Origin of the sequence: Marinomonas sp. TI.3.20 (assembly GCF_038155025.1) — a bacterium.
In the GTDB taxonomy this organism is placed as follows: Bacteria; Pseudomonadota; Gammaproteobacteria; order Pseudomonadales; family Marinomonadaceae; genus Marinomonas; species Marinomonas flavescens.
Window position 1 is genome coordinate 254,341 of the sequence record NZ_JBAKAS010000004.1, and the last position, 14,016, is coordinate 268,356.

The window sequence follows — 14,016 nt, forward strand, 5'->3', positions numbered from 1 at the left end:
TAAGTGTGTAGAAAGGGAGTGTCTTAACTAAAAAAAACCGGCTACTCATAACAATTTGAGTAACCGGTTTTACCTGAATTTAGATGTAATCAAAAAGCGATTGATTAATTCAAATCTTTCGCATCTTCTGCTTTGATTTCAGCTTCTGCTTTATTCGCAGCATTATTTAACTGGTTATACCATTCGTCACCGTTCTTAACATTTTTCTCGAACCAAGCGTAAACAGGTTTCGCGGCGTCTTTAAACTGCGCTTTTTCCTCTGGTGTAGGCACATAAAGTTTTCCACCAGCCTTCGCAAAGTCTTTGTAAGCTTGGATAGACTTACGCTTAGGCGAAGCAAAAGTAGCTTGTTGTAACGCAACAAAACCATCAACCATGACTTTACGTAGATCCTTCGGCATTTTCTCAAAAACATCATTGTTCATAAACCAAAGTGCAGACATGTAAGCATGGCCATCTAGCGTCAAATACTTAAGACCTGCATCGGTAAATTTCATTCCCATGATGTCGGTAATACCATTTTTAGAACCATCCACTACACCTGTTTGAAAAGACGTAAATAGATCACCCCAAGGGATCGGCGTAGGGCTTGCTCCCATTGCTCGTACAAGCTGTTGTGGTAAATCCGCGACTATCGTACGAATTTTCATGCCTTTTAAATCAGCCGGTGTTTTGACGGTATGTTTGGTATTTGCAAAGTTACGCCAGCCACCTGTATTCCCGATTGTCATCAGGCGCACAGAGTTACCGGAATCCTTCAAGATTTGTTTACGCAGCACGCGCGGGAAGTCACCTTCTAATACTTTTTCAGCAACTCGGTCATTTGGTAAAATATAGGGCAAATCCAATACTTGAAGATAAGGGAACATTGAGGCAGCACCACCTGAAGTGGATATATACACATCTATTGACCCAGCTTCTAGCGTTTCAAGACACTCAACACCATTGCCACACAACTGTGTGCCCATGTAGATATCAACCCCAATTTTTCCGTTTGAATGCGACTCAACGTAGTCTTTAAAGACCACTAATCCGTCGTAATCCTCATCGGTTTCATTCGAATTGGCGACTGCCCTTAGGTTAAATTCAGCAGCGTGCGCTTGCCCAATACAACCAAGCAAGACACTTGTTCCGATTAAGGCGGCTGCAACAACATTATTTATTTTTGTTTTAGTGAACACAGGTAAGTCCTCTTTATTGTTTGCTTTGCTTTGCTTATTAAAATTTATCCAGCGACTAAGCCAAGCAATCTTGGCAGCGTCATGGATATGGATGGAATAAAGGTTATTAAGAATATAATGGCGACCTCAACAGCCAAAAATGGAAGAATCGCACGTGAAATAGTTTCTACTTTTTCACCAGAGACACTAGAGGCGACGAACAGCACAAGCCCCATCGGCGGCGTTGCTAATCCAACCGTCAAGTTGACACTCATGATGATGGCAAAATGGATAGGATCCACGCCCAAGTTAACGAATATTGGACCCAGAATTGGCCCTAAAATAATAATCGCTGGGCCTGCGTCTAAAAACATGCCGACAACAAACAAAAGGATGTTAATAAGAAACAATAACATCAATGGGTTGTCGCTCATGGTTAGTACCCAATTTGCCAAAATTTCAGCACTATGGGACAAACTAACCACTGTCTTAAACGCTATGGCTGAGCCAACTAACAGCAATACTACCGCAGAAGATTGAGCACCCTTGATAAAAATGCCTGGTAAATCTTTTAGCGTAATCGTTTTCATTACCCAAACGCTAATAACCAAAGCATAAAGTGCCGCAATCGCAGACGCTTCAGTTGGCGTAAACAAGCCGCCAATAATGCCTCCAAGAATAATGACTGGCGCCATCAATGGAAAAATAGCTTTTCGTGTTGCTGTGCCACGTTCTGGCCAGCTAGCTTTTGGACCTGCGATGGGGAAATCGTACTTTTTGGCCATTAGAGCAACCATTGCCATCAGCGCAAGGCCAATCAAAATGCCTGGCACAATGCCTGCTGCAAATAACGAGGCAACCGACAATTGCATGGTATAAGCATAAATAATCATGATGCCGGATGGCGGAATAATAGGCCCTATGACAGAAGAGGCAGCGGTAATGGCAGCGGCAAATTTACGCGAATAACCATTTTTTTCCATGGCAGGAATCATCATAGAACCGATTGCTGACGTATCTGCAACGGCCGATCCCGATAACCCTGCAAACAGCATGCTCGACATAATGTTTACATGAGCCAATCCACCACGAACGTGCCCGATAAAGGATTGAGAAAATTGCACAAGATTATAAGTAATCCCCCCTCTATTCATTAGCTCACCAGCCAACATAAAGAAAGGAATAGCCATGAGCGGAAAGGAATCCATACCATTATAAATATTGCGGAACAATAACGATAAATCACGCTCCATCCCTGTTGAAAACAGCATAATCCCGGGGGCTGCTAGCATGGCGAAGAAAACCGGCATCCCAACTAGCAAAAACACTAAAAATAAAGGTAAAAACAGGGCTAACATAATGAGTCTCTCTTTTTTATTTTTGTAATTAACACTCGGTTATTAACGCTATTCTGCATTAACAGCGGCGCTGGATGAGAAGTGCAATTCAAAATATTTCCGATGCCCTATCAAACACCCAAACTCCCTAAGACACAGTTCTACATTAGCTAACAACATGGTAATAAAACACACCGGCATCGCTAGGTAGATCCAAGCACGAGAAATCGGCATAGAAGCGGCTCTTGCTCTAAATCCATTCTCGAAAAAATCGACACCTAAGAAACTCAGCTTTACTAATACAATGCCCGATACGATAAACAGCAGCAGTTTAAGTAGACTAGACGCTTTTTCTGGCAATGCTTGAGCGAGCATGTCGATTGCCACAAAAGACCCTTTACGATAAGCCTCACCAGCCACCATAGCGGTCATCCAAATCATTAACCCTCGAGCGGCCTCTTCCGGCCAAGGTAAGGCATTATTTAAAACATAGCGGCAGAAAACCTGTAACAGTATGCTGCTGATCATTGCCGCTACTAAAACCCAAGCAACTTGCCTTCCAATTTTATTTATCAACTCATTTATACGAGCTAAATAAGTGACTAGTATTTTTAGAATTATCATAGTTCACTCTCTTTTGAATACCATCTTTTACAATGACTAAGCGACTTCTTGACCTGCTGCGGCCGTCCACAATTCAAACCATGTTTCTCGGTCAATATTAATCGACGAAACCTGCTCAAGTGCTTTTATTCGGTCAATATTATTGGTGCCAACCACAGGAATAATATTGGCAGGATGCGCCAGAAGCCACGCTAAGGCGATCTGATCAGGAGTACAATTTTGCATGTCTGCCATGCGAGCAAAAATTGGAGCAAGACGAGCTGTTTCAGGAGACTGAGCAAACAAAGCGCCGCCAGCAAGAGGTGACCAAGCCATTGGTGTCATACCATCTATCTGCATGGCAGAGAGGTTACCATTGGTAAATTCGTCACGCTGTAACAGACTCATTTCAACTTGATTGACAACCAAACGATGCTTCATTTGAGATTGCAGTAAGCGCCAGTCCCAGACGGAAAAGTTGGACACACCGATCGCACGAACCTTGCCGCTGTCTATTAATGAATCTAGGGCTTTTGCTGTTTCAGCTGCGTCCATAAAAGGATCTGGACGATGAATTAAGAATAAATCTAAATAGTCTGTATGTAGGTTTTTCAGGCTTTGCTCAACGCTCTTTTGAATATATTGAGCACTGGTGTCGTAGTATTTAACGCGGCGATCTGAAAATTTGTCAGACATAAGCGCGATGTCGCACTTAGAAATGATTTCCATGCGAGTTCTAAGTGAAGGGTCAGTGGCTAGAACCTGACCAAAAAGTTTCTCGCATTCATAGTCACCATAAATGTCTGCGTGGTCAAACGTGGTAATTCCCTGATCAAGGCAAGCATCCACTTTTTCCCTGACATGAGCATGAGACACATCAGATGCATCGGCCAATCGCCATACACCATAAACTAAACGACTGAGTTGCAGATCAGATTGACCAACTGACACTTTGTTCATTAATTTGTACTCCAGACTATCGAGCTAAGTAATCAGATTCGACTTAAGTCACCCTGATTAATTTATTTTTGTTATTGTGCCCACCGGAAGCCCGTTCATTTTTAGCGAATCTCAGGTGGTTGTATATTTACCCTATCAGTGTATTCTTTTGATGTAAATCAATAGTGAATGAATTAGTTTAAAAAAAGTGTTTTACTGAGGCTCTAGGATTTTTTGAGTACGACACAACGTACAAAGCGTTAACGACGAGAGATTATTATTTTCAGCCACATTGGATGAGTAAGTGAAAAATAAAAATACGACTAAGCAACTGCCAATCTACATTCAAGTCAGTGAACTTTTACATCGAGAAATTGCAGCAGGTCATTGGCTACCCGGAGACAAGTTACCCATTGAAGCTGAATTGGCGACCAAATTAGGGGTGGCGATAGGAACGCTGCGAAAATCACTGGCTAAATTGGAAGAAGATGGACTATTAGAACGACGCCAAGGGTCTGGAAACTATGTGAAACGCGCACCAGACGGTCAAGCGATCTACCAATTTTTTCACCTTGAACTGCTCGATGGCGGTGGTATTCCTACCGCTAACACGCTTTGCGTTAAAGCCGACGACAATGATTATGTTGCGAAACAGCTGTTGATCGCCCCAGATGAGGAAAACAAACTGTGGTGCATAAAACGTGTTCGGTACTTGAATCGGCAATTAGTCGCAATGGAACAAATTTGGTTCCGACACTCTCATGCTAAATCATTAAAAATCTCCGACCTTCATGAATCCTTGTACCTCCATTACAGAGAAAACTTTTCGTTCTGGATAAGTCGTGTGGAAGATGAGATCGATTGCATTTGCCCTCCAGATTGGGTGACACAAGGATTAGGTCTTGACGCTAAGATTGTGTTACCTCGGGTGCAACGCAGAAGCTGGTCAAATGAAGGTAAGATTGAAGAATTCTCACTGACTTGGTATCACCCTGAAAGAGCCAGATATATTGCACGCTGGCGTTAACTATATAAATAAAAATAAGAGGTTAGAACAATGGTTAAATCTGTAAGATATGGCATGCTCGGCTGTGGAATGATGGGGCAAGAACATTTGCGCAATCTAGCTCTAATTGATGGAGCTCAGGTTGTTGCTATCATAGAACCCGATAAGACAATGCAAAGTCGCTGTTCCGAATTGGTTCCTAATGCGCAGTTCTTTGACTCCCTTGATGAGATGCTAAATGCTGACCTAGCACTGCAAGCCATCGTTATTACCACTCCAAACTATCAACACGCAGACCAATTACTTGAGCTATTTGAAAAAACTGACTTGCCAATCCTTGTAGAAAAACCTGTTGTTAGTAATTTGGCACAAGTTGCTAAAATCAAAGCCGCCGCGGCGAAACATCCAGCCCCAGTTTGGGTCGCCATGGAATATCGCTATATGCCCCCCGTCAATCAATTCCGCAAACAGATATTGGACGGCGATGTTGGTGACATGAAAATGCTAAGCATCCGTGAACACCGCTTCCCTTTCCTTGAAAAAGTAAATGATTGGAACCGCTTCAATGTAAAATCAGGCGGCACTTTAGTTGAAAAATGCTGTCACTTTTTCGATCTTATGCGCTTATTAACTGGCTCTGAAGTGAAACGCGTTTACGCTTCTACTGGACAAGATTGCAACCATTTAGATGAAAAATACGATGGAGAAACTCCAGATATTATTGACAATGCCTTTGTGGTTGTAGATTTCGAAAGTGGCCAACGAGCGTCGTTGGATCTGAATATGTTCGCTGAAGGATCTCGCTATCAAGAAGAAATTTGCGCCATTGGCCCTAAAGCAAAATTAGAATGCTTTGTGCCTGGCCCTGGACGCTTTTGGCCCACACAAACACTAGGAGATGCTCCTATCCCTAAAGTCGTGTTAAGCCCTAGGCAGCCAAAAGGTCCAATTGAAGCAGATATCCCCGTTGATGGTACATTACTCGCCGCAGGTGACCATAATGGCTCTACTTTTTATCAGCACTTGGGCTTCTACAAAGCCATTACAGAAAATGCCCCTGTCGATGTTTCTATTGAAGATGGTCTACGAGCCGTAGTGATTGGCTTAGCCGCACAACAATCAGCCAAAACTGGCTTATCCGTCACCCTTACTGACAATGGCTTCTCGTATTTAACGGAAGAATAAACTCCTTTTAAATCAATAGTTAGAATGAATTATGCGTTTCCACAACATAAATTCATTCACTATTGATTTACTTTTTAGATAATTACACTTAGAGTAAATAAAGAATTCATTCACAATTGATTCACTTGTGATTCTTTATCCGATCAAACAAAAACAAAATTAGCGGGAGTCATTATGAGCGTGGTAATTTCTAAATTAAAAGAACAGAAGCAAGTGAATGGTCTCGATTTTCCATTACTTATCACACCATCAAATACTGATGTTCAAGAAAATAAGCAGACATTTCTTAACTGGGTTGCAGACAACAAAGAAGCATTGCATGAATTACTCATTAAGCATGGCGCCGTGCTTTTTAGAGGCTTTCCTGTTGGTTCTTCTCATGAGTTTGAAACGATGTTAGATCAAACAAACTACAAGAACATGCCTTATATAGGTGGCGCTGCTCCGCGTGAGCAAGTCACCGCGTCGCGCATTGTGACAGCGAACGAATCTCCGGCCTCTGAAACGATCCCATTTCACCATGAAATGGCCCAAGTACCCACACCTCCAGGTTATATTTTCTTTTATTGCGAGAAATCAGCGACTAAAGGCGGAGCCACATCCCTCCTTCACTCTGGTGAAATATGCAAGACGTTCTTTGAACTTGATCCTAAGTTCGCTGAGAAAGTTGAAGACCAAGGTGTACGTTATATTCGCGTCATGCCAGAAGTGACAGACAAAAGCTCCGCTATCGGCCGCTCTTGGAAAGAAACCTTCCAAGTTGAAACGCGTGAACAAGCTGAAGAAAAAATGCGCGACGCTGGTATGCGCTGGGAATGGCTCGAAGATGGTAATCTAAAAACAGAAACAGCAGTCTTGCAAGCAATCCGGTTTGATGAAGAAACAAATCAAAAGGTTTTTTTCAACTCAATTGTTGCCGTTTACACGGGCTGGGATGACGCTCGCAATGAAGGTAAAAAAGCTGTCTCTACTGCCAATGGCGACTTCATGGACGATGCGGTAATGAATAAACTCATTCAGAAAATGGACGAAAGCTGCGTAAACTTCGAGTGGAAAGCAGGTGACGTACTTTGGATTAATAATCATACGGTTCTTCACGCACGCCAACCATTCGAAGGTGAACGCCGTATTCTTGCTTCTATCTCTTTTAAATAAAGCTTCGAATACCAATTAAATATTTAGACATTAAAAAAGCCGATTGTGAGAAATCACTAATCGGCTTTTTCGGTTCTATAAAACCATCAAATAAATAGTTAGATCATTCAGCGTTAGATCATCATTCCATTTAAATAGAGCGTACATTTAATATAAAACCGATCATAATGAAGCTGAATTCATCAAATCTGAGAGATTGATTTAGCCGCCGTCAGTATTTCTTAAATCACTGACTTTTAGACCAGCTTCCGAAAGTTTTTTTCGTAGCTCAATCGCAATAGCGCGCTTTTTCTCTATGCCTTCAATAATGACGTCGAAAAACGCCAAAGCCATCTGCAACACTTCTTTTGGGTGCGTCCTAAGGTACGCGACCACACTTGAGCGTTGCGCTGGCTGTATTTCGTTCATAATACCTGCGAACCTTTTACTCACCAGTTCAAGAGGCTCAATTTTATCTTCGTAGCGCTTTTGCTCTGCGTGTTTACCCTTTATTGATCTGACGAGTATTTTTTTGGCGGCAAGATAATCACCTTCACGATCAATATCAGCGATCAATCTTTTCGCTGTGATGGTAGTCGATGGGAGAAGCGCTATCGTGTTAAGAAACATATCAATAACGCGTGTTGTATGCGTTATATCTGAGTGTGCTGTTTGTGTCATATTGGTGTTGTGGAGTTCCTTGAAAATTGGGTACTCAATCATTCTTGTTTGGAACTTAGAGTTTATACTATTGTTCACATTTACTGCCATAACATCTTCAGCAAACTATTAAAATCTGCACTCTTTAGACCCTTAATGTAATAAATAAGGTGCCCAGACCACTTTTTTGAAGAAGATTTCAGAAAATAGCGTCTATTAAAGCTAATACAGTCGGATAGGTACTACCGTGTGAAAAACAAATATATCATGGTGAGCTTGATACCTTACTGATTCCTATTTGTTACCCTCCCAAAAAACATTGAATGCTCAATGGGAAAGTGGCTAAGGAAGATGCGAATAAGTCCCGCGCATGAGATATTTTATTTTTAACCTTCCTTCGAGCCTCACCATGTCACATCAACTCACTTTTGCCGACAGCGAATTCAGCCAAGAACAAAGCAAAAGCACGCGATCCAGAGATGCACCAGACTCAAAAAGGTAAGTAATGGTTCTTCGGGCTAAAAGCCCACATCGGCGTTGATGCTAGAACAGGGCTAACGCACAGTCTAAGCACAACGGCGGCCAACATACACGACATCACAGAAACAGAACATCTGCTTCATGGTGAAGAACACTTTATATCTGCGGATTCAGGCTATCGAGGCGCACAAAAACGAGAAGAGCTCAAAAACTTCAAAGCGGATTGGTTGATTGCTGAGATGCCAAGTAAGATGCGTCTTCTTAAGAAACATCCAATAATAAACAAGCAACCTATCCGAACGGAATACATCAAAGCCAGTATCAGAGCAAAAGTAGAACACCCGTTTCGGATCATAAAGCGACAGTTTGGCTTTAGAAAAGTCATCTATCGTGGCTTGGCTAAAAATAACAACAAACTGGCGATGCTGTGTGCCTTAGCCAATGTGTTTAGAATTGACCAGATGATACGAACCGCAAGGGGTTAATCCGTTCAAAAAAACCTAAATAAGGCAGAATAAGTTTGTTTACGGGCTAAAAGTACTGAAATGGGTAATATTTTGCGATTTTTTAACCCGAGTTAGAAACACTGACTACTGTGCTACTTCTTAATCGCAGTTTCCCTAGAGAGGTATGATTAAGCAGCCAGTTTATCTTAGATGACTTTTTGACATCCAAAGTATGAAAATCTTTATTGAAATAAACAAAACGGGGATATTTCAATATAAAAATTAACATCTTAAGTATTAATATACAAAATTTGGTAAACCACAAAACTGACATGGGATGATAAATCACATCACGTAACTCATTATTATGCTCTATATCGACTTACCTATTCTTATACGCTTTTAAAACACTCTTAAAAGCAACCTAGGCTCTAATATTTTGTACTACTTTAAACTACTAAGAGTAAAGTCGAGAAATGTCGTGATATTGATCAAACAATTCTTCCTCACTATATTGTTTAGTAGAAGTTTTGTTTACCTTAGTGAGTTTTGTTTTTCGAGGAGCCACAAAATTCACTATCAGAAATCAATGCTTATTGATTATTATGTAGACCAAACCTAATATGGGGATATTTTTAAGATAAAACTAGATAGCTTCAAGTTATATTAGAACCTTAATCTATCTAAAGGACAAAGAGTTAAAAACAATTTTTACTTTAACTTAAACACTCAACAAATAATAATTATTACGACAGGAGAGTTTTATGCATTTCAAATTAAGCACTACGGTAAAAGAGTTTTTGAACACCCCATCACAGCATTTTATAAACGGTCAATCTCATCCTAGTATTGATGGAAAAAGAGGAATTGTAACAAACCCTGTGACGGGTGAAGCTATTACTGATATTGCATATGGTTCAAAGGTGGATGTAGATGCCGCAGCAAAAGCTGCATTTGATGCAACTAAAATATGGGGCAAAATGCCCCCAACTGAACGCTCTATTATTATGCACCGATTTGCTGATCTTCTTGAATCTGAAGCTCAAAATATTGCTGAGATAGAAGCACTAGATGTTGGTAAGCCATTAGAAAAGGTGGCTAAAGGCGACGTTCTTTTTGGTATTGAATGTGTGCGTTATTTTGCCGATTTAGCGTTAAACGCCGAATACGATACACAACTAACTATTCCTAATATGGACGCCCGGATTCATCGTTCAGCGTATGGAGTTTGTGGCTTTATTTTTCCGTGGAACTTCCCAATTCTTTTATTTATGTGGAATGTAATGCCTGCTATCGCAGCAGGAAATACAGCGGTAATTAAGCCTTCTGAAGTAACGCCCCTATCAAGCTTGTATGTTAGTCATTTAGCTAAAAAAGCCGGTATTCCAGATGGGGTTCTCAATATCGTAATTGGTGATGGCAAAAATGTGGGCAGTGAAATTGTTGAGCATCCATTGGTTCAGCGTATGTCTTTTACTGGTTCAACCCAAGTAGGAGTTATGGTTGCTGAGAAATGTGCAAGTCGCCCGATTCCTTGTAAGTCAGAGCTTGGTGGTAAAGGCGCGGCGATTGTATTTGAAGACTGTGATTTAGATAAAACAGTGTCAGGTTTGGTTGATGCCATTACTAAAAATACAGGGCAAACATGTTGTACAGCAACCCGTTGGTTTGTTCATGCCGATATCTATGATGCTTTTAAAGAAAAAGCTGTTTCTGTTTTAGAAAATATTAAAATTGGCTCAAGTTTCGATTTAGAAACTGACATGGGGCCACTGGTGAGTAAAATCCAAGAAGAGCGAATCTTGAGTTACTACAATAAAGGTGTGGCTGATGGCGCAAATCTTGTTTTTGCCGGTGGCAAAATAGAGTCTCCAGATTTGAAAGATGGCTACTTTGTGTCACCTTGCTTGATGGAAGGCGATACAGATAATGTCTGTTACCGCGAAGAAATCTTTGGCCCTACTGCTTATCTTGTTAAGTTCTCTGATGAAGACAAAGTGATCGAAGAAGTGAACAGTTTGCAATACGGATTAGCAAACAGCGTTTGGAGTGCAGATAACGAACGTTGTGATCGTGTAGCAGAGCAAATGGTTTCTGGTAATAGCTGGATCAATGCACATAACGTATTCGCTTACGGCCTACCTTACGCAGGCGTTAATCTAAGTGGTGTGGGCGGTGGTGTTAATAGCCCTGACACTTTTTATGATTACCTACGAGACCTAACAATTGCTAAGCCTCTAAATAGTTAGTTATTAAGAAAGCTAAAGCCGGAGAAACGGCTTTAGCTTAAAATAATTAGGTATCAAGTAAAAAACCTAGCAAAAACAATATGATCTAAATTTTCTATTGAAATCCATTGCTAGATCAAGAAGATGAAAGATTTTACTATTTAAAAAGATCCCAATCTTTATAAAACATAGAACCTTTTACATTAACTTAACAAAAAACATAAATTTAATTATGTACTGCCTATTTATATATGATACCTTTTTAATTATAGACCTTAGATCATTATCTAATATCTATAACTAAACTATATTTATTTTTATATTAAAAAATAAATAATATCCATTAAGAAGAAAAACACCCTACTCTCAATATTTTAAATATCGAGTCGGCAGGGAATAAAAGCCAATAACTATAAATATAATCGTTACCAAAACTAAAGGAAGGATATAAAAATGAACTTTATGAAATCAAAATTACCAACATTAGTTGGCTGTGCATTGGCCTGTACTGTTTCAATGACTGTAGCAGCGGAGCAATTCAAAATCGCCTTAGGTGGTAATGAAGGTAGTGGACAATATGCTTTATCTACTAAATTTGTAGAGGAGCTAGAAGCAAATACAAATGATACAGCGCGTTTATTTTTGAACAGTCAGCTAGGGTCTGAGCAAAATACAGTTAACGATGCTGCAATTGGAGTATTAGATTTTTCTGTTGTAGCTATCAATAACATCACACCATTTTCACCAAGTGTTGGTGTCTTGACTCTTCCATACATGATGCAGAGTCTGGATGATGCGATCAAAATAACGCAGGGACCTGAGGGTGAAAGGTTGGTGCAAAACACGATTCGTGACGCTGGTGTTCGTATCGTAGCTTGGGGATATTCTGGCTTCCGAGTTTTGAGTAACTCTAAACGACCTGTTAAAACACTTGCGGATTTGAAAGGACTTGTTATTCGAGTTCCTAAAAATGAAATCATGATTGATACGTATCGTTCATGGGGAATCAACCCTACACCGATGGCTTGGGCATCTTTGTTCACAGCGCTGCAGCAAAAAGTAGTTGATGGGCAAGACTTGGCTGTTATTGATATGAAATCATCAAAATTTGATGAAGTACAAAAATACTTATCTAATATCCATTACAACTTCTTACTTGAGCCGATGATCATGTCTGAGTCTGTGTTTCAAGAGCAGTCCCCAGCGGTTCAAAAAGCGATTCTAGAAGCGGGTAAAGTAGCGACTCAATACAGTGCTAAGTTTCTTGTTCAAGAAGAGGCTAAAGCGAAAGCTGAGCTAATTAGGCGTGGTATGGAGTGGGATGACGTTGATGAGACTGATTGGATCAAAAATGCTACCACTAAAGTATGGCCTAAATACTACGACAGTGTAGGCGGTAAAGATAAAATTAATACTGTATTGCGTTCTTTAAACAGAGCTGAAGTTAACTAGTAGTTTTAAAATTTTGAATAATTTTATATCCCGCTGTTAACTCAGCGGGGTTTTCTTTTTTAATTTTCAGTTTTTTAATAACTGCTTTATTAAATGGAGGTCGTGATATGGGTAATAAGATTCTGCATTTTCTTAATGATATCGAAGGCTACATCTGCCGGACATTATTAGCGCTGTTCGTTACACTGCTTTTTGCGCAAATCATTTCTCGTGAAATTTTCGGACATTCGATCGCTTGGACGGAAGAGCTTTCTGTCTATATGTTTGTATGGTTTGTTTACTTTGGCGCTTGTTACTCTGCTAGGTTGGCAGCACATAACCGAGTTACGTTTCAATATAAATTAATGCCTTCTTGGCTCCCACCGATACTTGAGTTTATAACAGATCTTATTTGGGTCGCGTTTAACTTTTATATGGTTTACATGTCATACAATTTTGTATTTTATAAAATGAATTTATTTTGGAAATCTCAGACGTTAGGGATTCCAATGAAATATATTTATCTAATTCTACCGATTGCTTTTACATTAATGAGCTTGCGTATCATTCAAGTTAACTACTTAAAATTTGTGAAGGGTGAAAGTGTTATTGACCCTGACTCACAAGAATTGGACAAATTAAAGAGTAGTGAGATGGAAGGAATTAACGAAACCGCAAAGGCTGAGGGTAAATCATGACAGAAACATCCATTGTATTAGTTCTCTTCGGATCCTTTTTTGTACTTTTGTTAATGGGCGCTCCGATCAGTATCTCGTTAGGTGTAGCGGCGTTAGCGTCCTATTTCTATCTGGGTGAGAACCCAATTACTTTTGTACAAATTGCTTTTACCTCAGTTGGTTCTTTTCCGTTGATGGCGCTTCCTGCTTTTATTTTGGCGGGTGCTCTTATGGAGGCGAGTGGTATATCCAAGCGGCTTGTAAACTTAGCGGAAAGTTTTGCCGGCCCAGTAACAGGTGGTATATCGGCAGCAGCAGTACTGGCTTGTATGTTTTTTGGTGCTATCTCTGGTTCGGGTCCAGCGACAACGGCAGCAGTAGGGATGTTAATGATTCCTGCTATGGCTAACCGAGGTTATGATAAAGGGTACGCATCTGCGGTTGTGGCCTCTGCAGGTGGATTAGGTATTATCATTCCACCATCGATTCCTATGGTTATCTTTGGTATCTCAGCAATGGGACTGGCTGTACCTCCTGAAGCAATTGAAAAATTTGGTACCTTCCAAAGTATCTCGATTTCTAAAATGTTTATTGCCGGTGTCATCCCAGGTTTGGTTATCTCTATGAGCTTGATCATAGTGAACTATTTCCGCTGTAAGCGTCTTGGTTACAAAGGAACCGAAGGTGGTTGGGATTTCAAACACATTGCACGAACTATGCGTTCTGGTTT

At 40.4% G+C, this 14,016-nt stretch carries 12 protein-coding genes and 1 pseudogene; 8 read left to right on the forward strand and 5 right to left on the reverse strand.

The genetic code is table 11. From position 1 onward, the window contains the following. Positions 1–104: 104 nt before the first annotated feature. The 4 genes from V6259_RS06850 to V6259_RS06865 are packed head-to-tail and all read right to left on the reverse strand — an operon-like array spanning position 105 to position 4,060. Positions 105–1,181: a TRAP transporter substrate-binding protein gene (locus V6259_RS06850; protein WP_341583897.1), complete on the reverse strand. Its 1,077-nt coding sequence runs from the start codon at positions 1,179–1,181 to the stop codon at positions 105–107. A gap of 44 nt (positions 1,182–1,225) precedes the next feature. After that, a complete protein-coding gene (locus tag V6259_RS06855; protein ID WP_341583898.1) occupies positions 1,226–2,518 on the reverse strand; it encodes a TRAP transporter large permease in 1,293 nt (430 codons plus the stop codon). A 48-nt stretch (positions 2,519–2,566) separates the two neighbouring features. Next, positions 2,567–3,121, reverse strand: coding sequence for a TRAP transporter small permease (locus V6259_RS06860; protein WP_341583899.1), 555 nt, complete (start codon positions 3,119–3,121; stop codon positions 2,567–2,569). A 36-nt stretch (positions 3,122–3,157) separates the two neighbouring features. Then, positions 3,158–4,060, reverse strand: coding sequence for an aldo/keto reductase (locus V6259_RS06865; RefSeq protein WP_341583900.1), 903 nt, complete (start codon positions 4,058–4,060; stop codon positions 3,158–3,160). Between the two features lie 283 nt (positions 4,061–4,343). Here V6259_RS06865 and V6259_RS06870 point away from each other — a divergent pair, with 283 nt between their 5' ends. The 3 genes from V6259_RS06870 to V6259_RS06880 all read left to right on the forward strand — a co-directional run bounded on the left by V6259_RS06870 (position 4,344) and on the right by V6259_RS06880 (position 7,385). Next, positions 4,344–5,066 (forward strand): GntR family transcriptional regulator, encoded by a 723-nt coding sequence (locus V6259_RS06870; RefSeq protein WP_341583901.1) that lies wholly within the window; start codon positions 4,344–4,346, stop codon positions 5,064–5,066. A gap of 30 nt (positions 5,067–5,096) precedes the next feature. Then, positions 5,097–6,230, forward strand: a complete 1,134-nt coding sequence (locus V6259_RS06875) for a Gfo/Idh/MocA family protein (protein WP_341583903.1) — start codon at positions 5,097–5,099, stop codon at positions 6,228–6,230. A gap of 174 nt (positions 6,231–6,404) precedes the next feature. Continuing rightward, on the forward strand, positions 6,405–7,385 hold the full coding sequence (locus tag V6259_RS06880) for a TauD/TfdA family dioxygenase (RefSeq protein WP_341583905.1): 981 nt from the start codon (positions 6,405–6,407) through the stop codon (positions 7,383–7,385). A gap of 201 nt (positions 7,386–7,586) precedes the next feature. Here V6259_RS06880 and V6259_RS06885 read toward each other — a convergent pair whose 3' ends face one another. After that, on the reverse strand, positions 7,587–8,123 hold the full coding sequence (locus V6259_RS06885) for a hypothetical protein (RefSeq protein WP_341583906.1): 537 nt from the start codon (positions 8,121–8,123) through the stop codon (positions 7,587–7,589). 344 nt (positions 8,124–8,467) lie between these two features. Between V6259_RS06885 and V6259_RS06890 the strand changes: the two are divergent. The 5 genes and pseudogenes from V6259_RS06890 to V6259_RS06910 all read left to right on the forward strand — a co-directional run. Then, positions 8,468–8,989, forward strand: a pseudogene (locus V6259_RS06890) (IS5 family transposase); the annotation flags it as partial. Between the two features lie 725 nt (positions 8,990–9,714). Then, positions 9,715–11,199 carry an aldehyde dehydrogenase family protein gene (locus V6259_RS06895; RefSeq protein WP_341583908.1) on the forward strand — a complete coding sequence of 495 codons (1,485 nt, stop codon included), beginning with the start codon at positions 9,715–9,717 and terminating at the stop codon, positions 11,197–11,199. Positions 11,200–11,631: 432 nt separating this feature from the next. Further along, a complete protein-coding gene (locus V6259_RS06900) occupies positions 11,632–12,630 on the forward strand; it encodes a TRAP transporter substrate-binding protein (protein WP_341583910.1) in 999 nt (332 codons plus the stop codon). Between the two features lie 107 nt (positions 12,631–12,737). Beyond that, positions 12,738–13,307: a TRAP transporter small permease gene (locus V6259_RS06905; RefSeq protein ID WP_341583912.1), complete on the forward strand. Its 570-nt coding sequence runs from the start codon at positions 12,738–12,740 to the stop codon at positions 13,305–13,307. Beyond that, positions 13,304–14,016: TRAP transporter large permease subunit (locus V6259_RS06910; RefSeq protein ID WP_341583913.1), on the forward strand; the 713-nt coding region annotated here is incomplete at its 3' end. The genes V6259_RS06905 and V6259_RS06910, both read left to right, overlap by 4 nt.

What these genes read in the sequence shown, in the direction of transcription:
- V6259_RS06860 (WP_341583899.1), bottom strand. Translation starts at nt 3,121, where the DNA reads ATGATAATTCTAAAAATACTAGTCACTTATTTAGCTCGTATAAATGAG.
- V6259_RS06905 (WP_341583912.1), top strand. Translation starts at nt 12,738, where the DNA reads ATGGGTAATAAGATTCTGCATTTTCTTAATGATATCGAAGGCTACATC.
- V6259_RS06865 (WP_341583900.1), bottom strand. Translation starts at nt 4,060, where the DNA reads ATGAACAAAGTGTCAGTTGGTCAATCTGATCTGCAACTCAGTCGTTTA.
- V6259_RS06855 (WP_341583898.1), bottom strand. Translation starts at nt 2,518, where the DNA reads ATGTTAGCCCTGTTTTTACCTTTATTTTTAGTGTTTTTGCTAGTTGGG.
- V6259_RS06875 (WP_341583903.1), top strand. Translation starts at nt 5,097, where the DNA reads ATGGTTAAATCTGTAAGATATGGCATGCTCGGCTGTGGAATGATGGGG.
- V6259_RS06900 (WP_341583910.1), top strand. Translation starts at nt 11,632, where the DNA reads ATGAACTTTATGAAATCAAAATTACCAACATTAGTTGGCTGTGCATTG.
- V6259_RS06895 (WP_341583908.1), top strand. Translation starts at nt 9,715, where the DNA reads ATGCATTTCAAATTAAGCACTACGGTAAAAGAGTTTTTGAACACCCCA.
- V6259_RS06880 (WP_341583905.1), top strand. Translation starts at nt 6,405, where the DNA reads ATGAGCGTGGTAATTTCTAAATTAAAAGAACAGAAGCAAGTGAATGGT.